Here is a 22,593-nt window from a genome sequence, read left to right as displayed (position 1 = left end):
TAGTCTTTCCTCGCCGGCCTTTCCCTGACAGACACGGAGTCCCGATGGCGGCAGCACAGCAAGGTGTGGAGACAACGATGGCATGCGACGTGCTGGTGGTGGGCGGCGGCATCAATGGCGCCGGCATCGCGCGCGACGCGGCCGGACGGGGCTTGTCCGTGGTGCTGTGCGAAAAGGATGACCTCGCTGCCCACACCTCGTCGGCCTCCACCAAGCTGATACACGGCGGCCTGCGCTACCTCGAATACTATGAATTCGGCCTCGTGCGCAAGGCGCTGATCGAGCGCGAAGTGCTGCTGCGCTCGGCGCCGCACATCATGTGGCCCTTGCGCTTCGTCATGCCGCACGCCCAGGGCCAGCGCCCCGCCTGGCTGATACGCGCCGGCCTGTTTCTGTACGACATGCTGGCCAAGCGGGAAATCCTGCCTGGCTCGCAGGGCATCGACCTGACGCGCCACGCGGCCGGCAAACCGTTAAAACCCGAATTCAAGCGGGGCTTCGTGTATTCCGACGGCTGGGTCGACGATGCGCGCCTGGTGGTCCTGAACGCCATCGACGCGGCGGACAAGGGCGCGACCATCCTCACGCAGACGCGCTGCACGGCCTTGCGGCGCGACGGCGCGGGTGCGGACGCTTGCTGGCTGGCGACCCTGCTGCAAGGCGACGGGCGTCAGCTGTCCGTGCGTGCGCGCAGCGTCGTCAATGCGGCCGGGCCGTGGACGGCCGAATTCCTGCAGCAGGCGGCGCCCGGCGGACAGGGCCGGCATTTGCGCCTGATCAAGGGCAGCCACATCGTCGTCAAGCGCCTGTTCGAGCACGATCACGCCTACATCTTCCAGCATCCGGACGGGCGCATCGTGTTTGCCATTCCGTATGAGCACGATTTCACCCTGATCGGCACCACCGATCTCGACTACCACGGCGACAGCGGCAAGGTGGAAATCGACGACGAGGAAATTCGTTACTTGTGCGAGCTTTCCAGTTACTATTTCAGCAAGCCCATTGTGCCGGCCGACGTGGTGTGGACGTATGCCGGCGTGCGCCCGCTGGTGGAAGACGCGGCGGCCGATGCCAAGGCCGTCACGCGCGATTACCGCTTCGAGCTGGACCGGGAAGGCGCGCCGCTGCTCAGTATTTTCGGCGGCAAGATCACCACGTTCCGCAAGCTGGCCGAGGAAGCGCTCGATGTGCTCGCGCCGTTGTTGGCGCCGGTGCCGGGCAGTGCGCGGCCGGCCTGGACGGCCAACGCCTGCCTGCCCGGCGGCGATGTGTTCGGCAGTACGCCGCAGAACCGGTCCGTGCGCGAGTTCGGCCAGTTCGTGCAAGGCTTGCAGCGCGACTATGCGTGGCTTCCGGCGGCGCTGGTGGCGCGCTATGCACGCGCCTACGGCACGCGCATCCACGTGCTGCTCGCCGGGCGGACGGATGTGGCGGCCATGGGCGAGGAAGTCGCCGCCGGCCTGTACGCGGCGGAAGTGGACTATTTGCGGCGCCACGAATGGGCCGTCAGCGCGGCCGACATGCTGTGGCGGCGCTCCAAGCTGGGCCTGCACCTGCCGCGCGAAACGGCGGACACGCTCGACGCCTGGCTGTTGCAGCACCCGTTGTCGTCGTAGGCAGCACACGTTGGCGACCGCACCCCGCAGAGGGCGCGGCGAAGAATAAGAAACCATCACTGGAGGAGAAGCGCGTGCAACTGGTACTGGACAAGATCAGCAGGAAGCAGGGGGCTGACGATTTTTTATATCCGATGTCGCTGGCATTGGTGCCGGGCGCCATCAACGTCTTGCTGGGCACCACGCGTGCCGGCAAGACGACCCTGATGCGCGTGATGGCGGGGCTGGACAAGCCCAGCGGGGGCACCGTCACGGCCGACGGCGTCGACGTGACGGGCGTGCCCGTCAGCAAACGTAACCTGGCCATGGTGTACCAGCAATTCATCAACTATCCGGCCTTCACCGTCTACGACAATATCGCTTCGCCCTTGCGTTTGCGCAAGGTGCCCGAAGAGCAGATCCGCGCGAAAGTGCTGGCGCTGGCCGAGCGCCTGCACATCACGCCCTACCTGCAGCGCACGCCCGGAGAATTGTCGGGCGGGCAGCAGCAACGCACGGCGCTGGGGCGCGCGCTGATCAAGGACGCATCGTTGCTGCTGCTCGACGAGCCCCTGGTCAACCTCGACTACAAACTGCGCGAGGAATTGCGCCGCGAATTGACGGAACTGTTTTCCAGCGGCAGCACGACGGTCGTGTATGCCACCACGGAACCGCTGGAAGCGCTGCAACTGGGCGGCCACGTGGCCGTGCTGCACGAGGGACGGCTGCTGCAGCAGGGACCGACCCTGGACGTCTTCAACGCCCCCAATTCCATCGATGTGGCGCGTACCTTCAGCGACCCGCCGATCAACCTGATTTCCGCCCGCGTGAGCGCCGATGGCGTGGCGCAGGCGGCCGACGGCCTGGCCATCCACCTGAGCGGCGCACAGCGCGCCCGCCTCGGCGAGCGGCGCGACGTGATCCTCGGCGTGCGCGCGCACAGCCTGCATCTGTCTCCCCAGTCCGAAGGCGATGTGGCCATCGCAGCTACGGTGGACTTGGCGGAAATCAGCGGCTCGGAAACCTATGTGCATGCGCGCCGCGGCGACCTGGCCCTGGTGGCCCAGCTCGGCGGCGTGCACAACCTGGAGATCGGCAGCGCCTGCACCGTGTATTGCCAGCCGCACGCCTTGCTGATCTTCGCCGACGATGGCGGGCTATTGTTCGCTCCTGTACAAGGAGGGGTGTGACATGGCGCGCATCGAACTGGTGGACCTGGCTCACGCCTACAAACCGAACCCGACGGCACCCGCCGACTATGCGCTGCGGCCCATGAGCATGGAGTGGCATGACGGCGGCGCCTATGCCTTGCTGGGGCCGTCCGGCTGCGGCAAGACGACCTTGCTCAATATTATCTCCGGTCTCGTGAAACCGTCGCATGGCAAGGTGCTGTTCGACGGCAAGGACGTCACGCAGCTGCCCACGGAAGCACGCAATATCGCGCAAGTGTTCCAGTTTCCCGTCATCTACGACACCATGACCGTGCACGACAACCTGGCGTTTCCGCTGCGTAATCGCGGCTGGAAAGAGAGCGAGGTGAAAAAGCGCGTGCAGCAGGTGGCGCAGATGCTGGAGCTGACGGACGACCTGAAACTGCGCGCCAGCGGCTTGTCCGTGGACGCCAAGCAAAAGATTTCGCTGGGACGGGGGCTTGTGCGTCCCGACGTGGCGGCCGTGCTGTTCGACGAACCGCTGACGGTGATCGATCCGCATTTGAAATGGCTGTTGCGCAGAAAGTTGAAGGAGATCCACCACGAACTGAAATTGTCCCTGATCTACGTCACGCACGACCAGGTGGAAGCCTTGACCTTTGCCGACCAGGTGGTCGTCATGACGCAGGGCGAAGTGGTGCAGACGGGCAGCGCGCAGGCGCTGTTCGAGGAACCCGAGCATACGTTCGTCGGCTATTTCATCGGCAACCCGGGCATGAATTTGCTCGATTGCACCCTGGACGATGGCGGCGTGCGCGTGGCGGGGCAGGCGCTGGCCGTGTCCGCTTCCGCCCGCGCGGCCCTGGCTGGCGCGCAAGGGAAAATCACGCTGGGCGTGCGGCCGGAATTCGTCGCATGCCTGAAGGCGGGCGAGAGCGGTGCGGGTAGCGATCATTGCCTGGACGCCACGGTGACTGCCGTGCGCAATATGGGTACGCATTACCTGGCGGAATTCCAGCTGGGCGGCGTGACGGTGGCGGCCAAGCTGCGCGCCATCGATGCCGTCGCCGGTGATGCTGTGCGGCTGCATTTTCCGCCGCAACGCACCCTTTTCTATGTCAACGATAAGCGGGTGGCCTGATGATACATAACGGTAAAACCGATAACAACCGCCGCGCCTGGCTGCTGATCTTGCCCGTGCTGCTGTGCGTGGCCTTTTCCGCCATCCTGCCCCTGATGACGGTGGTCAATTATTCCGTGCAGGATATTCTGAGTCCCACGCAAAAGGTCTTCGTGGGCACCGAGTGGTTCCGCATGGTCATGCTCGACGGCGACTTGCACAGCGCCTTGCTGCGCCAGCTGCTGTTTTCCGGCTCCGTGCTGGCCATCCAGATTCCGCTCGGCATCCTGATCGCCCTGTGCATGCCGGCCGATGGCTGGAAGGCGTCGCTGGCGCTGGTGCTGATCGCGCTGCCCTTGCTCATTCCCTGGAACGTGGTGGGTACCATCTGGCAAATCTTCGGCCGCGGCGACATCGGCCTGATGGGCTATACCCTGAATCAGCTGGGATTTGACTACAATTACAACGGCAATTCGCTCGACGCCTGGCTGACGGTAATGGTGATGGATATCTGGCACTGGACGCCGCTCGTTGTGCTGCTGTGCTATGCGGGCTTGCGCGCCATTCCTGACGCGTATTACCAGGCGGCACGCATCGACGGCGCCTCGCGCCTGGCCGTGTTCCGCTACATCCAGCTGCCGAAACTGCGCAATGTGCTGATGATCGCCGTCTTGCTGCGCTTCATGGACAGTTTCATGATCTACACGGAACCGTTCGTGCTGACGGGCGGCGGACCGGGCAATGCCACCACGTTCCTGTCGCAATACCTGACGCAAAAGGCCGTGGGCCAGTTCGACCTGGGGCCGGCCTCGGCCTTCTCACTGATCTATTTCCTCATCATCCTGCTGTTCTGCTTTGTGTTGTACACCTGGATGCAGAGAGTCGGCACGGGAGACCAGAAATGATGCACAAGAAAATGAGCAGCGCCATCCTGATCGTCTTTTTGCTGGGCTCGCTGTTGCCCATCTACTGGATGCTCAATATGTCGCTCAAGACCAACGAGGAAATCGTGGGCGTGCTGAGCCTGTGGCCGCAGCAATGGACGTTTGCCAACTACCACACGATTTTTACCGACCGTTCCTGGTACAGCGGCTACATCAATTCCATGATTTACGTGGCCTTGAATATGGTCATGTCCGTCACCGTCGCTTTGCCGGCAGCCTACGCTTTTTCCCGCTATAACTTTGTCGGCGACAAGCATTTATTCTTCTGGCTCTTGACCAACCGCATGACGCCGCCCGCCGTCTTCCTCGTACCGTTCTTCCAGCTGTATTCGACGGTGGGCCTGATGGATACGCACCTGGCCGTGGCGCTGGCGCACATGGTGTTCAACGTGCCGCTGGCCGTGTGGATTTTGGAAGGCTTCATGTCCGGCGTGCCGAAGGAAATCGACGAGACGGCGTATATCGACGGCTACAGCTTTCCCCGCTTCTTCATCCGCATTTTCTTGCCGATGATTAAATCGGGCGTGGGCGTGACGGCGTTCTTCTGCTTCATGTTCAGCTGGGTGGAACTGCTGTTGGCGCGCACCTTGACCTCCGTCAATGCCAAGCCGATCGCCGCCACCATGACGCGCACCGTGTCGGCGGCCGGCATGGACTGGGGCGTGCTGGCGGCGGCCGGTGTGCTGACCATCGTGCCCGGCGCGCTGGTGATCTGGTTCGTGCGGCATTACATTGCCAAGGGTTTTGCGATGGGGAGGGTGTGACATGGAAAATACCGATAGCACAGCCAGCCTGTTCGGCTGGATGGCGTGGACGCCGGAAGTGGCCATCTTCTTTATCTGCATCGGCTTGATGCTGGCCGGCATGACGGTGTGGCAAATCCGTTCGCCCAGCATCGAACGCAAGGGCTTTTTGCCCATGCCGACGACGCGCGGCGACCGCCTGTTCATCGGCTTGCTCACGGCGGCCTACGTGAATCTGGCCTGGGCGGGGTTCACGGAAATGCAGCAGGCGATAGGCGCAGCCATCAGTTTTGTCATTTTATTAGTGGTAATGCGTTGGGGATGACCGGCTTGCCGGTGTTGATGGAGGCCGGACCGTCAGCAGGCGGCCGGCAATAAAATAAAAGGAGATTCACGATGAAATTGAAGTTCACGGTCTTCGCGGCTGCGGCCATGCTCGTGTCGAACGCGGCCCTGGCCGACGCCAAGCAGGCGCAAACCTGGATCGACAAGGAATTCCAGCCATCCAGCCTGAGCAAGCAGCAACAGCTTGCTGAAATGAAATGGTTCATCGATGCGGCGGCCAAGCTGAAAGCCAAGGGCATCAAGGAAATTTCCGTGGTCTCGGAAACCATCGACACCCACGTCTACGAATCGAAGACCCTGGCCAAGGCCTTCGAGGAAATCACGGGCATCAAGGTGCGCCACGACATCATCCAGGAAGGCGACGTGGTGGAAAAGCTGCAAACGTCGATGCAGTCGGGCAAGAGCATCTATGACGGCTGGATTTCCGATTCCGACCTGATCGGCACGCATTACCGCTATGGCGCCGTGGAACCGCTGTCCGACTACATGGCCGCCAAGGGCAAGGAATTCACGAATCCGGGCCTGGACCTGAAAGATTTCATCGGCATCAGCTTTACCACGGCGCCGGACGGCAAGGTGTACCAGCTGCCCGACCAGCAATTCGCCAACCTGTACTGGTTCCGCGCCGACTGGTTCGCGCGCAAGGATTTGCAGGCCAAGTTCAAGGCCAAGTATGGCTACGAACTGGGCGTGCCGCAGAACTGGTCCGCCTATGAAGACATCGCCGATTTCTTCACCAATGACGTGAAGGAACTGGACGGCAAGAAAGTCTATGGCCACATGGATTACGGCAAGAAAGATCCGTCCCTGGGCTGGCGCTTCACCGATGCGTGGCTGTCGATGGCTGGGGCGGCCGACAAGGGCATTCCGAACGGCATGCCGGTCGACGAGTGGGGCATCAAGGTGGCGGCCGACAAGTGCACGCCCGTGGGCGCGTCGATGTCGCGCGGCGGCGCCACCAATTCGCCGGCGGCCGTGTTTGCGCTGACGAAATATATCGACTGGATGAAGAAATACGCGCCGCCGCAGGCAAACGGCATGAATTTCTCGGAATCGGGCCCCGTGCCGGCCCAGGGCGAGATCGCCCAGCAAATCTTCTGGTACACGGCATTTACGGCCGGCATGACGAAACCGGGCTTGCCGGTCGTCAACAAGGACGGCACGCCGAAATGGCGCATGGCGCCGTCGCCGCACGGCCCGTACTGGAAAGAGGGCATGCAGAACGGCTATCAAGACGTGGGTTCCTGGTTCCTGTTCAAGTCCACGCCCGATGACCGCAAGGCCGCCGCCTGGCTGTACGCGCAATTCGTCACGTCGAAAACCGTGTCGCTGAAGAAATCCATCGTCGGCCTCACCTTCATCCGCGATTCCGACATCCGCCACGATTATTTTACGAAGCACGCGAACGAGTACGGCGGCTTGATCGAGTTCTACCGCAGCCCCGCCCGCGTGGCGTGGACGCCGACCGGCAACAACGTGCCCGACTATCCAAAGCTGGCGCAGCTGTGGTGGAAGAACGTGGCCACGGCCATCACGGCGGAAAAAACGCCGCAAGCCGCCATGGATAACCTGGCCGAGGAAATGGACCAGGTCATGGCGCGCCTGCAGCGGGCTGGCATGAAGGCGTGCGCGCCCAAGCTCAATCCCAAGGTCGATCCGAACCAGTATCTGTCGGACCAGCACGCCCCATGGAAAAAGCTGGCGAATGAAAAGCCGAAGGGTGAAACGATTGCTTACGATAAATTATTGCAAGCTTGGAAAGAGGGCAAGGTAAGGTAGTCGTGTAAACTTCTGCCGCCGCTTTCCCGGGGCACGGGCGCTTGTCCGTGCCCTTTTTTCACTGTATAGCCGTAGTAGCGACCATGACCAAATACATACTTGCTTTAGACCAGGGCACCACCAGTTCGCGCGCCATCCTGTTCGACCATGCGGGCCGGCCGCATGCCAGCGCGCAGCGCGAGTTTCGCCAGATTTTCCCCCAGCCAGGCTGGGTCGAGCATGACGCGGGCGACATCTGGGCCTCGCAAGAGGGCGTGCTGCAGCAGGTGCTGCGCGACAGCGGCGTGGCGGCAAGCGACGTGGCCGCCATCGGCGTGACCAACCAGCGCGAAACGACTGTGCTGTGGGACCGCGCCACGGGCGAACCCGTCGCCAACGCCATCGTCTGGCAAGACCGCCGCAATGCCGCGTTCTGCGAGCTGCTGGTGGAGCAGGGCAAGGCGGACGTGATCCAGCAAAAAACGGGCCTCGTGCTGGACGCCTATTTTTCCGCCACCAAGCTCAAATGGCTGCTCGACAACGTGCCGGGCGCCCGCGCGCGCGCCGAACGGGGCGAGCTGGCTTTCGGCACCGTCGACAGCTGGCTGATCTACAAGATGAGCGGCGCCCATTTGACGGACACGAGCAACGCGGCGCGCACCATGCTGTTCAACATTCATACTTTGCAGTGGGACACAGATTTGCTGGCGCTGCTGGACATTCCCGCCTCCTTGCTGCCCGACGTCGTGCCCTCGAGCGGCGTGGCCGCGCATACGCACGCGGCGCTCTTGGGCGTGTCGGTGCCCATCGCCGGCATCGCGGGCGACCAGCAGGCGGCCACGTTCGGCCAGGCCTGTTTGAAACCGGGCATGGCGAAGAATACCTACGGCACCGGCTGCTTCATGCTGATGAACGTGGGCAAGTGCCCCTTGCCATCGAAAAACCGGCTGCTGACGACGGTGGGCTGGAGCCTGGGCGCCGGCAGCGACAAGACTGATTACTTGCTCGAAGGCAGCGCCTTTATCGCGGGCGCGGCCGTGCAATGGATGCGCGACGGCATCGGCATCATCCGCGACTCGTCCGAAGTGGAAGCCTTGGCCACCAGCGTGCCCGATTCGGGCGGCCTGGTCTTCGTGCCCGCCTTCGCCGGTCTCGGCGCGCCGTACTGGGACCCGTATGCACGGGGCACCCTGATCGGCATCACGCGCGGCACGGGCAAGGCGCACATCGCGCGCGCCGCATTGGAGGGCGTGGCCTACCAGAACGTTGATGTGTTGTCCGCCATGCAGGACGACGCGGGCATTGCGCTATCCGAGTTGCGCGTGGATGGCGGCGCGGCCCGCAACGACATGCTGATGCAGTTCCAGGCCGACATACTCAATGTCCCCGTGGTGCGCCCCGTGGTGACGGAAACGACGGCCTTGGGCGCCGCCTACCTGGCGGGTCTGGCCGTGGGCTTCTGGGCATCGCAGGAAGAAATCGCCGCCCAATGGCAGGTGGGACGCCGATTCGAGCCGAAGATGGCGGCCGACGAACGGCTGACGCGCTTGCATAAATGGCAGCGCGCGGTGGAGCGCTCGCGCGACTGGAGCGAGTGACTGCTCACTGGTCTGGCCTTGCCATAAGCCTTGCCACGCGCTTTAGCAGGCTCGGCAGCAACAGGGCCGCGCTTGCGGCGCACAGGGCGCTGGCGGCATAGGCAAAGCTTGCCGTGATCGATTGCGTTGCAAATGCCAGCGCGAAACTGCCATACAGCACCGCGCCGCACAGCGCGCCCACGCAGGCCGACAGCCAGTGGCCATGCGCCACGTCCACACGCCGCGCCAGCGCGCCATAGGCGGCGATGCACACCCCCAGCATCAGCGCGCCAAACAGGTACAGGCTTGCAGCGGCGCCGATCGGCTCCGCATCGGCGGCGGCCATCGACGTCACGGCGCATGCGGCCACCAGGCCAAAACTGGCGGCAAAGGCAAGTATCTTCATGTTCAGGATTTCACGTAATACACAAGATAGCCCACGGTTTCCCTGGGCACGGAATACAGGTCGCGCAACTCGAAATACGGCGCATGCACGTTGCCGCTGACGGCGATGCCGGCTCGCTCCAAAGCCAGCCGGAAGCGGGGCACGTGAAAGTATTGCGTGGCGACCATGGCTGTCTTCCAGCCGTGTGCGCGCATGAGAAGCGCCGCGTTGCGGGCCGTGGCGTCCGTGGTCCAGCCTTGATTATCCTCAATGATGGCGCCGGCCGGCACGCCGCGCTTGAGCAGGTAGCGGGCCATAGCCGCGGCCTCGTCAAAACCTTCCTTGCCCGTCGCCCCGCTGACGAGGATGCGCGGCGCCAGTCCAGCCTGGAATTGCGTCAGCGCCGCGTCGAGCCGCGCCTGCAGGCGGGGGCTGGGCGTGCCGTCGGGCAGGATCGTGTTGCCGGGCACGACGATCACGTCGGCCGGGGCCAGCTTGTCGTTCAGGCCCGCCAGCACCAGGGCGGCCGTGGCCAGCAGGAAAGCACCGGCAGTACTTAAGCCCAGCACAGTTATTTTTCGCATCGTTCATCATCAAGTTGGGAATGGACGCATGATACCCGTCCATTCCCGCCGGCGTCAGTTCGCCTGCGCCTTGCGTGCGCGCTGGTTCGACAGATAAATATTGTCCTTGTCCAGCGGCTTGCCTGCGCGCACGGCATCGAGCCAGTCCTGCGTGCTGACGACGGCGGCGAAATTCGAGTGGAACACCGTGCTGAAGACGCGGTGGATTTCCTCGGCGCTGGCCGTGCCGCCCGCATTGGCGTAGGGCAGGGTGCCGGTGGCGTCCTGCAGGAACTCGACTTGCAAGCCGTCGTGCGCGGCCTGGTAGATGGTGGCGGCGTCGCAGTTGTGCGTCATGTAGCCGATCACCGTCAGGGTGTCGATGCTGTGGCTCTCCAGCCAGGCGCGCAAGTCCGTGCCCGCAAACGCGCTGCCCATGCTCTTGTTGATGCGGTGGTCGGCGGCAAAGGCGGCCACTTGCGGGTGCAGCTGCCAGCCGTCGCTGCCTTTTGCAAAGTTGGGGGAGGCTTCCGGCGCATCGTGCTGGACGACGATGACGGGCACGCCGGCGGCGCGGGCGGCGGCCATGGCGGTGACGATGTTGGGCAGGGAAATATCGACGGACGGATATTCGATCGGCATGTCGCCCGTGAAGTATTCATTTTGCACGTCGATGACGAGCAGGGCGCGGCGCGGTGCGGTAGTGGTGGACATGCTTGACTCCTGAATGTTTGAAAGAGGAAGGACTTCCCCGATACAGCCATTTTCAAGCCGCACGGCATAAACAAAAAGTGGCCCGAAGGCCTATCTGCGATAAAATCGGGCCATGCCTGCCATTTCTTCTTCTTCGCCTTTGAGCGTGGCCGTGATCGCCTTCGACGGCATGACGCCTTTCCACTTGTCCGTGCCTTGTCTCGTGTTTGGCGCCCAGACGGACGAGGCCGATCTGCCGCCTTTCCACGTGCGCGTCTGTGCCGCCGACCCCGCGCCCTTGCGCACGGCGGCCGGCTTCGCCATTACGCCCGAGTTCGGCCTGGAAGGCCTGGAGGGCGCCGATATCGTCATCATGCCGGCCTGGCACGACGATTGCCGCGACGCGGCGGCGTCACTGGTCGCGGCACTGCAGGCGGCCAGCGGGCGCGGCGCGCGCATGGTGGGCCTGTGCCTGGGCGCGTTTCCCCTGGCGCAGGCGGGCTTGTTGGATGGCAAGAGCGCGGCCACGCACTGGGGCATGGCGGACCGGCTGGCGGCCCGCTATCCCAGGGTCAGGGTAGACCGGGAAGTGCTGTACGTGGACGATGGCGCCGTGCTGACGTCGGCGGGCGTGGCGGCCGGCCTCGATTGCTGCCTGTATCTGCTGCGCCAGCTGGCGGGCGCCGAGGTGGCCAACCGCGTGGCGCGCCGGCTGCTGGTGGCGCCGCACCGCCAGGGCGGGCAGGCCCAGTTCATCGAACGCCCGCTGCCCGTGTCCGGCAGCGAAGGGCGCTTTGCCGACGTGCTCGCCTGCGTGACGGCCAGCCTGGGCCAGGCGCACAGCATCGATGCGCTGGCCGAGCGGGCCGCCATGAGCCGGCGCAATTTTACGCGCCACTTCCGCCAGGCGACGGGCACCTCGTTCAAGCAATGGCTGCTGAACCAGCGTCTGGCGCATGCGCAAAGCCTGCTGGAAAAAAGCGCGGCCTCGATCGATATCGTGGCGCAAGAAGCCGGCTTCGGCACGGCCCTGTCGCTGCGCCAGCATTTCCGGGCCAGCTTGCAGACGTCGCCGTCGGCGTATCGCAAGCTGTTCCGGCAGCAATCAGGCCAGATCAGGCAGCCATAGCGTCGCTGGGTCCCGGCTGCCGTTGGGCAGCTGCGCGCTGACGGCGATTTGCCGCGCGATGAAGGAGGCCGGTTCGAAGGCGTAGCGTTCCTGGAACGAGACGGTTTCCGCGCTCATCAGTTCGGCATACGTCTGCATCAGGGTCGAGGCGGAAAGATGCTTGCCTTGTTCCACATAGGTGTCGATGGCGGCCAGCAGCACGGGGTAATCCGCATTTTCCTTGCTGCCGCCGAAGTTGAACGACAATTGCCCGCAGGCGCGCCAGATGGGGTCTGGTTCCCCGTCCGGCACCGGCTGCGTGCGCAGCCATTGCAAGGCCTTCAATGGCGGGCCGCCAAACGACGGTGGAGAGATGATGGCCTGGATGGCCAGCTTGACGGCGTCATCGATCCTGCCCGCGCGCACATACTGTCCATGCAGCAGCACCAGCGCGTCCGTATATTCGGGAACGATGGCGAGCGCCGCTTCCAGCAGCGCGATGGCGGCGTCCGGCTTGCGCTGGGCAATCAGTTCCTTGGCCTCCAGATAGGCTGCGCGCGGCGAGGCGGGGTCGTCGGCCAGCGATGGTGTGGCGACGTACTCGTCTTCTGCCGTTGCGTAGGCTGACAGAAACGCCGCCACGCTGGAAAAGTGCGGCTGCAATCGCCACTCGTCGTGCCACGTTTCGACGACGATCGGTTCGTACGCTTCGCGGCCGATGGGCCAGTACAGGCCGAACGTATCGCCATTGCCCAGCGCGCCTTCGGCGAACGTGGTGAAGCCGAGCGGTGGATACGCTGTCGTGTGTTGCCAGTTTTGTTCGACGGAGATGTGGGCGAGGTTTGCAGGTAGTTGCATGGAGGTTGCAGAGGATAAAACGCCAGTGTAGAGCAAGAGCGCATCCGCCGGCGTTTCCCATCGCAGCGGGCAAGTGAGGGGGCAGGCCCTTCAGTCGCGTTCCGGCACCGGCACGTTGAAGCCGTTCAAGGTGGTCGAGACCAGCGCGTACAGGCCCACCAGGTAGATCAGCTCGTTGGTGCCGTGCTGGCCAAAGGTGGCCAGCGCCAGGCGGTACAGCGGCTCCGGCAGCGTGCCGCCGCCGCTGAGCGCGTAGGCCAGATCGTAGGCGATGCTCTCATGCTGGTCCAGGTCGACGGGCTTGACGTCGGCCACCAGCGTGGCCAGGCGCTCGTCCGACATGCCTTCGCGCTCCGCGACGGCGATGTGGGCATAGATTTCATAGGCGGCGTTGTAGCGCGCGCCGACCACCAGGATGGCAATCTGGCGCACGTTATCGGGCAGCGTGGCGTTGGCCGTCATGGCCAGGGTCAGGTCCCAGATGGCCTTGCCGATGGCCGGTTCGTGCAGCCACGGATTCCATGGTCCCATCAGGGCGCCGTCTTCGCGCACGGCGATGAAATCGTTGAAATTGCTGGTGATGCCTTTGCGCATATCGTCGTACAGCGGCTGCTGTTCGGGCGTCAGGTCTTGCGGAGCGATCAGGGGCAGGCGCATGGGAACTCCTTGCTGGGTAGGTGAGCGGTGGGCGGCGGGAGCCAGCAGCCAGTATAGCCAGCCAGCGTGGCAGGCGGCGCCCGTTCGCTGTGCGCCTACTTGCGCGGCTCGTGAATGCGGAATTTCTTCACGACGCCCGCCTGGTCGAACATGACGGCCACTTCGCGCGTGCCTTTTTCGCCCAGCAGGGGGATCAGCCGCGTCACCTTGGGCGCTTGCAGCTGGTTCTTGTAGACCCAGACTTCATAGCCGGGATCGAAGCTGACGACGGTGGCGTTGCCCAGAGCCGCGTCGAGGTCGAGGCGGGTGGTCTTGCCGACCTTGATGTTTTGATAGATGGCGCCGTTGTCGGGCGCGCGGTTGACCTTGTATTCACTGGCGGTGCACATGGCCACGGCCAGGCCCGCGAGGCAGGAAGCTGCCAGTTTGATCAATGTGTTCATAGGGACTCCCGGTGTGCATCACTGCTTCCAATCTCAGAGGGGACGGGCGTGATGTCATGCCGGGAGTGTGCTTGCGTCGCCGCGAATGTGCTACAAGATTATACAAAGGCGCAAAAAATGATGCCGGCGGTGCCGGCTGACGGTACTTTTACCGGTTCTGCAGCACGTCGGTCGACAGTGCCAGGGTTTCCTTGATTTCTTCCATCACCACATAGCTTTTCGATTGCGCGGCGCCCGGCAGCTGCAGCAGCATGTCGCCCAGCAGCTTGCGGTACTCGGCCATTTCATGGATGCGCGCCTTGATCAGGTAATCGAAGTCGCCCGACACCAGGTGGCATTCCTGCACTTCGGGAATCTGCAGCACTTCGCGGCGGAATTGCTCGAAGGCGGACGCCGACTTTTGATTGAGAGTAATCTCTACAAAGACGAGCAGCTTGGCGCCCAGCGCGGCCGGGTTCACCTTGGCGTGGTAGCCCGTGATGACGCCGTCGCGCTCCATGCGCTTGACCCGCTCGATGCAGGGCGTGATGGACAGCCCCACCTGTTCACCGAGGTCTTTCATCGAGATGCGGCCATCCTGTTGCAGGATGCGCAGGATGTGGCGGTCCAGCTTGTCGAGGCCACGTGCCGATTCTTTAAGGATTCTCATGATTTATTGCTGAATATCTCGATTTATACGTGAACAAATACTGGCTCTTTCCCAATATGATAGCGGTTAATCTGGCGTCAGCCTAAAAAAATATAATGAGGAAACTATGCGTATCGTGATTCTGGGTAGCGGCGTCATCGGCGTCACCAGTGCTTACTATCTGGCCAAGGCAGGACATGAAGTGACCGTCATCGACCGCCAGCCGGGCCCCGCACTGGAAACCAGCTTTGCGAATGCGGGGCAAATCTCGCCCGGCTACGCTTCGCCATGGGCGGCGCCCGGTATTCCCCTGAAAGCCGTGAAATGGATGATGCAGCGCCACGCGCCGCTGGCCATCTCGCTCGACGGCAGCGCCGCCCAGCTCAAATGGATGTGGCAGATGTTGCGTAATTGCACGCCGGAAGCGTATGCCGTGAACAAGGAACGCATGGTGCGCCTGGCCGAGTACAGCCGCGACTGCTTCAAGGTGCTGCGCGCCGAGGCCGGTATCACGTATGAAGGCCGCCAGCAAGGCACGATGCAATTGTTCCGCACGGAAAAGCAATACAACGACGCCGCCAAGGATATCGAAGTGTTGAAAGACGCGGGCGTGCCGTATGAAGTGCTGCAGCGTAATGAGTTGTCGCGCGCCGAGCCGGCCCTCGAAGCCGTCAAGGATAAGCTGTTTGGCGGTTTGCGCCTGCCCAACGATGAAACGGGCGATTGCCAGCTGTTTACCACGCGCCTGTCCGAGATGGCCGAGGCGCTGGGCGTGAAGTTCCGCTATGGCGTCTCCATCGATGCATTGCTGACGCAGGGCGATGAAATCGCCGGCGTGCAATGCGGCGCGGAAATCGTCAAGGCCGATTCCTATGTCGTGGCGCTCGGTTCCTACTCGACGGGCTTCATGAAGCCGCTGCTCGACATTCCCGTGTATCCATTGAAGGGCTATTCGATCACCGTGCCCATCGTCAACGCGGCCAAGGCGCCCGTGTCGACCATCCTCGATGAAACCTATAAAATCGCCGTGACGCGTTTCGACGACCGCATCCGCGTGGGCGGCATGGCGGAAATCGCCGGCTACAACCTGAACCTGAACCCGCGCCGCCGCGAAACCCTGGAAATGGTCGTCAATGACCTGTTCCCCGGCGGCGGCAACACAGCTGAGGCCACGTTCTGGACGGGCTTGCGCCCGATGACGCCGGACGGCACGCCCATCGTCGGCCGCACGCCGCTGCGCAACCTGTTCCTGAACACGGGCCACGGCACCCTGGGCTGGACCATGTCCTGCGGTTCGGCGCAATTGCTGGCCGACCTGATGTCGTCGAAAAAGCCGGCCATTCTGGCCGACGACCTGTCCGTCAGCCGCTACAGCGGCGCGCAGCGCGGCGGCAAGTTGCAATACGCGGGAGCCTGAGATGGCGGGAAGCATGCCTCCAAAGGAACGTAGCGGCGCCATCCTGACGGTGGACCTCGATGCCGTGCGCGCCAACTACCGCTTGCTGCGCGACAAGGCGCACCCGGCCGCCTGCTCGGCCGTCGTGAAATCCGATGCGTATGGCCTGGGCGCCGCGCAAGTGAGCGCGGCCCTGTATGAAGAAGGGTGCCGCCATTTCTTCGTGGCCCACCTGGAAGAGGGCATCAGCCTGCGCCCGCACGTGGCGCTGGACGCGGCCATCTTCGTGCTGCACGGCCCGCCCGTCGACACGGAAGGCGAATTCACGGCCCATGGTCTGACGCCCGTGCTCAACAGCGAGCCGCAGGTGGCGGGCTGGCGCCGGCACGCAGCAGCGCTCGGCACCACCCTGGACGCCATCGTGCAGGTGGACACGGGCATGTCGCGCATGGGCTTGTCGCCGCAGGAAATCGACGGCTGGCTGCTGGACCCGCACTTTCTCGACGGCATCAATGTGCGCTATGTCATGAGCCACCTGGCTTGCGCCGACGAGCGCGCCAACCCGATGAATGGCGAGCAGCTGGCCCGTTTCATCGCCATTCGCGCCCGTTTGCCGCAGTACCGCGCCAGCCTGGCCAATTCCTCGGGCATCTTCTTGTCGCCCGATTACCACTTCGACCTGGTGCGCCCCGGCGCGGCCCTGTACGGCATCGGGCCGCAGGGCGGCGAACCGAATCCGCTGCGCTCCGTGGTGCGCCTGCAGGGCAAGGTCATGCAGACACGCACGATTGCCGCCGGCGACCACGTGGGTTACAGCCGCCGCTACACGGCCAGCGAGCCGCGCCAGGTGGCCACGGTTTCCGTCGGCTACGCCGATGGCTGGCTGCGCAGCATGAGCAATCAGGGCCTGGCCATCGTCGATGGCGTGAAAGTGCCGCAGATCGGCGCCATCTCGATGGATTCCATCACCCTGGACGTGAGCGCCATCGCCGAGGAACGCGTCGCACCGGGCAGCCTGGTCGACCTGATCTGCGCCGAACACCCGGTCGATGCCGTGGCGGCCATGGCCAATACCATCGGCTACGAGGTATTGACGAACCTGGGCGGACGCTACTACCGCGAGTACCGGGGCCTGGCACGTTAGCGCACTTGCCAAAACGCCCATGGCGTTGTTGCCTTGCCTTGCCGTACATTCGTACTGTCTTCGGCAAGGCGCCTAGCCCTGAGCATTTTTTCAGGTGCGCTGGTTTCGCACGCTAGGCAGCGCGAAACCGATGATTGTGTGGCAAGATAGCCCTGACGTGCACGCACCTCAGGGCTTTTTTTTAACCATCATCGGGGATTTATATGAGCCAATATCAAGTCGCAATCATCGTCGGCAGCCTGCGCAAGGATTCCTTCAACCGCAAGCTGGCCGACGCCATCATCAAGCTGGCGCCGCCCGAGTTTTCCTTCAAGCACATTGAAATCGGCGACTTGCCGCTGTACAACCAGGATGACGATGGCGCGCAGGCGGAGCAGGTGCTGCGCCTCAAATCCGATATTTCTGCATCGCAAGCCTTGCTCTTCCTCACCCCCGAATACAACCGCTCTATCCCCGGCGTGCTGAAAAACGCCCTCGACCACGGCTCGCGTCCGTATGGCCAGAGCGTGTGGGGCGGCAAGCCCGGTGCCGTGCTCGGCGTGTCCGTCGGTGCCACGGGCACGGCGCTGGCGCAGCAGCATTTGCGCAATGTGCTCGCTTACCTGGACGTGCCGCTGCTGGGCCAGCCAGAAATGTTTATCCAGGCCAAGGACGGCCTGTTTGACGAGCACGGCGGCATCGGTCCGGCCAGCCTCGGTTTCTTCCAGGGCTGGATGCAGCGCTACGTGGACTGGGTCCGCAAGCACGCCATTCACGCTTGATTCCACGCTTGATGCAAGTCAAGGCGGCAGCGCTCAGCGTTGCCGCTTGTTCACATTCTTTGACCAACGATGCCAGGATTTCAATATTGGCACGGCTGTCTCGGTATAATGCGCCCTTTCTGTAGCGCAATACTTTCCAATTTCCTGCCGACTCCATGTGGACTAAACCTGTTCCGCGCATGAACTTGCGCCGTTTGATCGTGCTCGTGGCCTTTGCCAGCGCCCTGGTGTCCCTGGCCAACACCTTTTATGCCAGCTATAGCGTGCAGCGCCAGCTGCTGATCGATACCACCCTGGAAGCGAACCACGCCTACGCGAGCAAGCTGGCCAGCACGGCTGAGGATTTCCTGCAGTCGGCGCGCCAGCAGCTGGCCTACAGCGCCGGCAGCCTGCCATCGCGCATGGGCGACGACGCCTGGCTGACGGACGAGGCGCAGCGCCTGCGCCTGCAAACGAACAGCTTCAATTCCGTGCTCATCGTCGATGCCCAGGGCAAGGTGCTGGGCGTGTCGCCGGAAACCCTGGCCCTGAAAAACCGCACGCTCGACTCGGCCGGCGCCATCCAGGCGCTGCGCGAACGGCGCCCGCTGGTGACGCAGCCGTATGTGTCCTCGGCCGGCAACCTGGTGGTGTTCATCTCGCATCCCATCCTTGGCAAGGATGGCCGCTACCTCGGTTATGTGGGCGGCAGCATCTACCTGAAACAGAAAAACATCCTGTACACCATGCTGGGCCAGCATTACTACCGCGACGGCTCTTACCTGTACGTGGTCGACCAGAACCGGCGCCTGCTGTACCACCCGGATCCTGAGCGCCTGGGCCACGTGGCCGGCAGCAATGACGTCATCGACACCATCATCGCGCAGCGGGGCGGCGGCAACCGGCGCATGCATAACAGCCTGGGCGTGGACATGCTGGCCGGCTACGCCGTCATGCCGTCGACGGGCTGGGGCATCGTGGCGCAGCGTCCCACGGCCATGACCCTGGCCCCGCTGAACCAGCTGATGGCCAATACCGTATGGCATTCCCTGCCGATCGCCTTGCTGAGTTTGCCATTCATCTGGTGGCTGGCCAGCCTGATTTCGCGGCCCCTGATGCAACTGGCCGAGGGAGCGCGGCGCATGGATGTGCCTGGTACGAGCGAGCACATTGCCGCCATCCGTGCCTGGTATGTGGAGGCGGCGCAGATCAAGAAAGCCTTGCTGAAGGGCCTGGCGTTGTTGCAGAACAGGATCGGCAAGTTGAAGACCGACGTGGAGACAGACCCGCTGACGGGCCTGTCGAACCGGCGCGGCATGGCGGCGGCGCTCGACGTCTGGCAGGCGCAGGCGCGGCCATTTTCCGTCATCGCCATCGATATCGACCATTTCAAGCAAGTCAACGATAAATGGGGCCATGCCGTGGGCGATGAAGTCATCCTGCGCCTGGCGCAGCTGATGCGCGCCTGTTCGCGCGATGCCGACGTGCTGTGCCGCAATGGCGGCGACGAATTCATCATGCTGCTGCCCGATGCCGACCTGGACGTGGCCATGCAGGTGGCCGAGCGCCTGCGCGCCAAGGTGGCCGCCGCCGTGATTCCCGGCGCGGGCGCCATTACGGTCTCGCTGGGCGTGGTGGCATCGTCGCACGGCGAGCGCAGCACGGACGCCGTGCTGCTCGCCGCCGACGCGGCCCTGTACGTGGCCAAGGAAAACGGGCGCAATTGCGTGGGCATCACGGAACCCGCCTGACAGGCGTGCCGCGCGGGATGAACTGATCCGTTGTTTTCTGTTGCATCTGAGCCTGTCCCGTTTGCCCGACAGCGCTTACCATATGGCCTGATGGTGTACAACGGGGACAATGTGCATGGCAACGGTGAATATTGATGACGTTTGAGCAAGAACTTGGCATCCGCTGCGAGGTGGGTGATCAGCCCCACCCGCTGGCCTTGCTCGACTGCCGCGAACTCAATTACGGCCAGCACAGCGTGCTGCCGCTGCACCCGTTCCGCCTGAGCGTGCCGGAAGCGGCGCTGGCGGGACTGCTCGACGAACCGTTCAACAGTTTCGTGCAGGATTGCCGCGAAGACGATCTGCAGTACGAGGAAAGCGACTTGCCCGAGCTCAGGGACGCCGGTTACCCCGACATCACGGCCATGCTGGCGGGTCACCGGCCGCTGCTGGCCGAAATGATTGACGACTTCATGATCGGCGACCTGATGTGGGCCATCGGGCGCGCCAGCGGCTACCGCCGGCCCCGCGCCCGTTGCTTGGGCGACGTGGAGGCGGCCGATGGCCGCGCGTATTTTACCGTCAATAAAGTGGAGAAAATCCATTTTGCCGATGGCAAGGTCATCCTGGAAGGGCAGGGCTACTACGGCACCTACATCATCTGGCTGACGCAGGGCCGGCGAGATCAAATAGGCACTTGACCTTCCTCATGTGGGAAGGTTTATAGTCGTGCCATGAACCGTGCCTTTTTCCGCTTTCTCGCCCGCTCGCTGCTCTGGCTGCTTGCCGTCACCTTGCCCTTGCAGGGCTTTGCGTCGGCCATGCGCAGCTGCTGCGTGGACGAGCGGGCGGCAGCGGTCACCGTCACCGCCGTAGCGATGGAGGCGCCCCAGTGCCACGACATGGGCGACATGGCCGGCATGTCCCACATGCAGGACCAGCCGCTAAAAATGGCCATGGACGATGGCGGCGCCGGCCACCCTGGCCACGATTGCAGCAACCACGGCGCCTGCACGGTGGGCGCCACTGCCCCCCCGGGCATGCCTGCCTTGCACGCCTTGACCCTGCGCGCGCCGCCCCCGGCGCTGGCGCCCGATTCCCTGTTCGCCGGGCATATCCCGCCTGGCCCCGAACGTCCCCCGAGAAGCACGCGCTCCGCCTGACCGCCCGTTGAACCTGGCGGTGCCGCCGTCGCACGTCCCTGCACGTTGCTTTGGCCGCACCAGCGTTCCCGTCGCGCGCCCGCCGCGCCATACCCCGTCATTCAAGGAATACCATGAAGCAATTATTCAGCCTCGCGCTGGCTGCCGGCATTGCGCTTGCCTCGCTGCCGCCGGCCGCCGCGCAATCGCGGCCCCCATCCGCCCCGCAAGAGGCGCAAGCGCCCGTGCCGGCCGCCGCCTACCGCTCCGCCTTCGCCGGCTACCGTCCCGCCGCCGAGGACGACGCCACGCCCGATCAGACCTGGCGCGCCGTCAACGACAAAGTCGGCAAGGCCGGCGGCCACATGGGCATGATGAAGATGGATGGCCACAAGATGGAGGGGCACAAGATGGAGGGGCACAAGATGGAAGGCCACAAGATGCCGATGGAGAAGCCCGGCCCCAAGCCGGCCGCCCAGCCCGCCCCGCAACACCAGCATGAGGGACACTGAGATGGCACGTTTTACAAAATCAACTTGCCTCACGCCGCTGGCCCTGGCGGCCGCCTTGCTGCTCAGCGGCTGCGCCAGCTTCAGCCCCGATGGCGGCATGCAGGCCGTGTCCGCGCTGGCAGACGCCCGCACGGGCGCCCCTGCGGCATTGACGGACAAGGGCGGCGAGGAAAAGCTGGCTTCCCTGCTGGCCCAGCCCCTGGACGCCGACAGCGCCGTGCGCATTGCCCTGATGAACAACCACGGCATGAAAGTGGCGCTGGCCGAACTGGGCGCCTCCGAATCGGACCTGGTGCAGGCGGGGCGCTTGCGCAACCCGGGCCTGTCGTTCGGCCGTTCGCACGGCAGCCACGGCAATGAAATCGACCGCGGCGTCAGCTTCGACCTGGCGGGCTTGCTGACCATGCCGATGCGCGTGAACATCGAGCGGGGCCGCTTCGAGCAAGCCAAGCTGCAGGCCGCCGGCAGCGCCGTGCAGCTGGCGCTTGAGACGCGCCGCGCCTACTTCAATGCCGTGGCCGCCGTGCAGACGGAAGCGTTCATGCAGCGGGCGCTGCTGTCGGCCGAGGCGGGCGCCGAACTGGCCACGCGCCTGCGGCAGGCGGGCAACTGGAGCCGCCTCGACCAGGCGCGCCAGCAAGTGTTTTATGCGGACGCCGTCGGCGACCTGGCCCGCGCCCGCCACCAGGCATTGGTGACGCGCGAACACCTGACGCGCTTGCTGGGCCTGTGGGGCAAGCAGACCAGCTTTACTTTGCCGTCGCGCCTGCCCGACTTGCCGGCCCAGGCGGCGGAGCCTGGCAATATCGAGGCGCAGGCGATGGAGCAGCGCCTCGACGTGCAGATGAGCAAACTTGACGCCCATGCCACGGCCAGTGCACTGGGCCTGTCCAAGGTGACGGGTTTCATCAATGTGCTCGACGTGGCTTATACCAACAAGAGCACGAGCGGGGCGCCGCGCGAAAACGGCTATGAGGTATCGCTGGAACTGCCGCTGTTCGACTGGGGCGCGGCGCGCAACACCAAGGCGCAAGCCTTGTACGAGCAGTCGCTGCAGCGCACGGCGGGCACGGCGGTGAAGGCCCGCTCGGAAGTGCGCGAAGCGTATTCGAGCTACCGCACGGCCTACGACCTGGCGCGCCATTACCGCGATGAAGTCGTACCGCTGCGCAAGACGATCTCGCATGAAGTATTGCTGCGCTACAACGGCATGCTGGCCAGCGTGTTCGAACTGCTGGCCGATGCACGCGAGCAAGTCGCCAGCGTGAACAGCGCCATCGAAACCCAGCGCGATTTCTGGATCGCGCAAACCGAACTGCAAGGCGCCATCAATGGCAGCAGCCCAGCCAACAAGGAATAAT

At 63.9% G+C, this 22,593-nt stretch carries 24 protein-coding genes; 17 read left to right on the top strand and 7 right to left on the bottom strand.

The features are described from left to right. Positions 1–77: 77 nt before the first annotated feature. The 8 genes from glpD to glpK all read left to right on the top strand — a co-directional run bounded on the left by glpD (position 78) and on the right by glpK (position 9,254). On the top strand, positions 78–1,616 hold the full coding sequence (gene glpD / locus AC3RCG_RS19055; RefSeq protein ID WP_492405410.1) for a glycerol-3-phosphate dehydrogenase: 1,539 nt from the start codon (positions 78–80) through the stop codon (positions 1,614–1,616). A gap of 74 nt (positions 1,617–1,690) precedes the next feature. Beyond that, entirely contained in the window at positions 1,691–2,785 is a 1,095-nt protein-coding gene (locus AC3RCG_RS19050; protein WP_492405412.1) for an ABC transporter ATP-binding protein, read from the top strand. A 1-nt stretch (position 2,786) separates the two neighbouring features. Beyond that, positions 2,787–3,887, top strand: a complete 1,101-nt coding sequence (locus tag AC3RCG_RS19045) for an ABC transporter ATP-binding protein (RefSeq protein WP_492405414.1) — start codon at positions 2,787–2,789, stop codon at positions 3,885–3,887. Continuing rightward, positions 3,887–4,771, top strand: coding sequence for a carbohydrate ABC transporter permease (locus AC3RCG_RS19040; protein ID WP_034754965.1), 885 nt, complete (start codon positions 3,887–3,889; stop codon positions 4,769–4,771). The genes AC3RCG_RS19045 and AC3RCG_RS19040 overlap by 1 nt, the downstream gene beginning before the upstream one ends. After that, complete coding sequence (locus AC3RCG_RS19035) at positions 4,768–5,574, top strand: carbohydrate ABC transporter permease (RefSeq protein WP_070313375.1); 807 nt, start codon at positions 4,768–4,770, stop codon at positions 5,572–5,574. Before AC3RCG_RS19040 ends, AC3RCG_RS19035 begins: the two co-directional genes overlap by 4 nt. A 28-nt stretch (positions 5,575–5,602) precedes the next feature. Continuing rightward, positions 5,603–5,878: a DUF2160 domain-containing protein gene (locus AC3RCG_RS19030; protein WP_070222334.1), complete on the top strand. Its 276-nt coding sequence runs from the start codon at positions 5,603–5,605 to the stop codon at positions 5,876–5,878. A gap of 71 nt (positions 5,879–5,949) precedes the next feature. Next, entirely contained in the window at positions 5,950–7,677 is a 1,728-nt protein-coding gene (locus tag AC3RCG_RS19025; RefSeq protein ID WP_034779106.1) for an ABC transporter substrate-binding protein, read from the top strand. 83 nt (positions 7,678–7,760) lie between these two features. Further along, positions 7,761–9,254 carry a glycerol kinase GlpK gene (gene glpK / locus AC3RCG_RS19020; RefSeq protein ID WP_492405417.1) on the top strand — a complete coding sequence of 498 codons (1,494 nt, stop codon included), beginning with the start codon at positions 7,761–7,763 and terminating at the stop codon, positions 9,252–9,254. 4 nt (positions 9,255–9,258) lie between these two features. Here glpK and AC3RCG_RS19015 read toward each other — a convergent pair whose 3' ends face one another. The 3 genes from AC3RCG_RS19015 to AC3RCG_RS19005 are packed head-to-tail and all read right to left on the bottom strand — an operon-like array spanning position 9,259 to position 10,895. Continuing rightward, on the bottom strand, positions 9,259–9,639 hold the full coding sequence (locus tag AC3RCG_RS19015; protein WP_492405419.1) for a hypothetical protein: 381 nt from the start codon (positions 9,637–9,639) through the stop codon (positions 9,259–9,261). Positions 9,640–9,641: 2 nt separating this feature from the next. After that, positions 9,642–10,202 carry a YdcF family protein gene (locus tag AC3RCG_RS19010; protein WP_492405421.1) on the bottom strand — a complete coding sequence of 187 codons (561 nt, stop codon included), beginning with the start codon at positions 10,200–10,202 and terminating at the stop codon, positions 9,642–9,644. A 54-nt stretch (positions 10,203–10,256) separates the two neighbouring features. Further along, entirely contained in the window at positions 10,257–10,895 is a 639-nt protein-coding gene (locus tag AC3RCG_RS19005) for a cysteine hydrolase family protein (RefSeq protein WP_492405423.1), read from the bottom strand. A gap of 139 nt (positions 10,896–11,034) precedes the next feature. Between AC3RCG_RS19005 and AC3RCG_RS19000 the strand changes: the two genes are divergently transcribed. Continuing rightward, a complete protein-coding gene (locus tag AC3RCG_RS19000; protein WP_492405445.1) occupies positions 11,035–12,003 on the top strand; it encodes a GlxA family transcriptional regulator in 969 nt (322 codons plus the stop codon). On the opposite strand, the gene AC3RCG_RS18995 is transcribed toward AC3RCG_RS19000, so the two are convergent. From AC3RCG_RS18995 to AC3RCG_RS18980, 4 genes are all read right to left on the bottom strand, one after another. Next, positions 11,980–12,840, bottom strand: a complete 861-nt coding sequence (locus AC3RCG_RS18995; protein ID WP_492405425.1) for a tetratricopeptide repeat protein — start codon at positions 12,838–12,840, stop codon at positions 11,980–11,982. The two genes, AC3RCG_RS19000 and AC3RCG_RS18995, sit on opposite strands and share 24 nt — an antisense overlap. A 90-nt stretch (positions 12,841–12,930) precedes the next feature. Next, on the bottom strand, positions 12,931–13,497 hold the full coding sequence (locus AC3RCG_RS18990; RefSeq protein ID WP_409028320.1) for a carboxymuconolactone decarboxylase family protein: 567 nt from the start codon (positions 13,495–13,497) through the stop codon (positions 12,931–12,933). Between the two features lie 95 nt (positions 13,498–13,592). Further along, positions 13,593–13,940 (bottom strand): hypothetical protein, encoded by a 348-nt coding sequence (locus tag AC3RCG_RS18985; RefSeq protein WP_070222194.1) that lies wholly within the window; start codon positions 13,938–13,940, stop codon positions 13,593–13,595. Positions 13,941–14,088: 148 nt separating this feature from the next. Next, positions 14,089–14,589 (bottom strand): Lrp/AsnC ligand binding domain-containing protein, encoded by a 501-nt coding sequence (locus AC3RCG_RS18980; protein WP_070222192.1) that lies wholly within the window; start codon positions 14,587–14,589, stop codon positions 14,089–14,091. Positions 14,590–14,695: 106 nt separating this feature from the next. Here AC3RCG_RS18980 and AC3RCG_RS18975 point away from each other — a divergent pair, with 106 nt between their 5' ends. From AC3RCG_RS18975 to AC3RCG_RS18940, 8 genes are all read left to right on the top strand, one after another. Then, positions 14,696–15,985: a D-amino acid dehydrogenase gene (locus AC3RCG_RS18975; protein ID WP_070222191.1), complete on the top strand. Its 1,290-nt coding sequence runs from the start codon at positions 14,696–14,698 to the stop codon at positions 15,983–15,985. 13 nt (positions 15,986–15,998) lie between these two features. Continuing rightward, complete coding sequence (gene alr / locus AC3RCG_RS18970) at positions 15,999–17,108, top strand: alanine racemase (RefSeq protein WP_492405428.1); 1,110 nt, start codon at positions 15,999–16,001, stop codon at positions 17,106–17,108. Positions 17,109–17,311: 203 nt separating this feature from the next. Then, positions 17,312–17,869, top strand: coding sequence for an NADPH-dependent FMN reductase (locus AC3RCG_RS18965; RefSeq protein ID WP_099411491.1), 558 nt, complete (start codon positions 17,312–17,314; stop codon positions 17,867–17,869). Between the two features lie 155 nt (positions 17,870–18,024). Then, a complete protein-coding gene (locus tag AC3RCG_RS18960; RefSeq protein ID WP_070313368.1) occupies positions 18,025–19,599 on the top strand; it encodes a sensor domain-containing diguanylate cyclase in 1,575 nt (524 codons plus the stop codon). Positions 19,600–19,733: 134 nt separating this feature from the next. Beyond that, the gene (locus tag AC3RCG_RS18955; protein WP_121669947.1) at positions 19,734–20,279 is read left to right on the top strand and encodes a hypothetical protein; all 546 of its coding nucleotides are present in this window, start codon (positions 19,734–19,736) and stop codon (positions 20,277–20,279) included. 33 nt (positions 20,280–20,312) lie between these two features. After that, complete coding sequence (locus AC3RCG_RS18950; protein WP_409028322.1) at positions 20,313–20,741, top strand: hypothetical protein; 429 nt, start codon at positions 20,313–20,315, stop codon at positions 20,739–20,741. A gap of 113 nt (positions 20,742–20,854) precedes the next feature. Then, on the top strand, positions 20,855–21,232 hold the full coding sequence (locus AC3RCG_RS18945; protein WP_492405431.1) for a hypothetical protein: 378 nt from the start codon (positions 20,855–20,857) through the stop codon (positions 21,230–21,232). Position 21,233: 1 nt separating this feature from the next. Continuing rightward, entirely contained in the window at positions 21,234–22,592 is a 1,359-nt protein-coding gene (locus AC3RCG_RS18940; protein WP_492405433.1) for a TolC family protein, read from the top strand. Position 22,593 lies beyond the last annotated feature (1 nt).

The organism is Janthinobacterium sp. GW823-FHT01H08 (assembly GCF_058797855.1).
The sequence above is the reverse complement of the archived record's forward strand: the minus strand, read 5'-3'. Positions and strand labels throughout refer to the sequence as shown.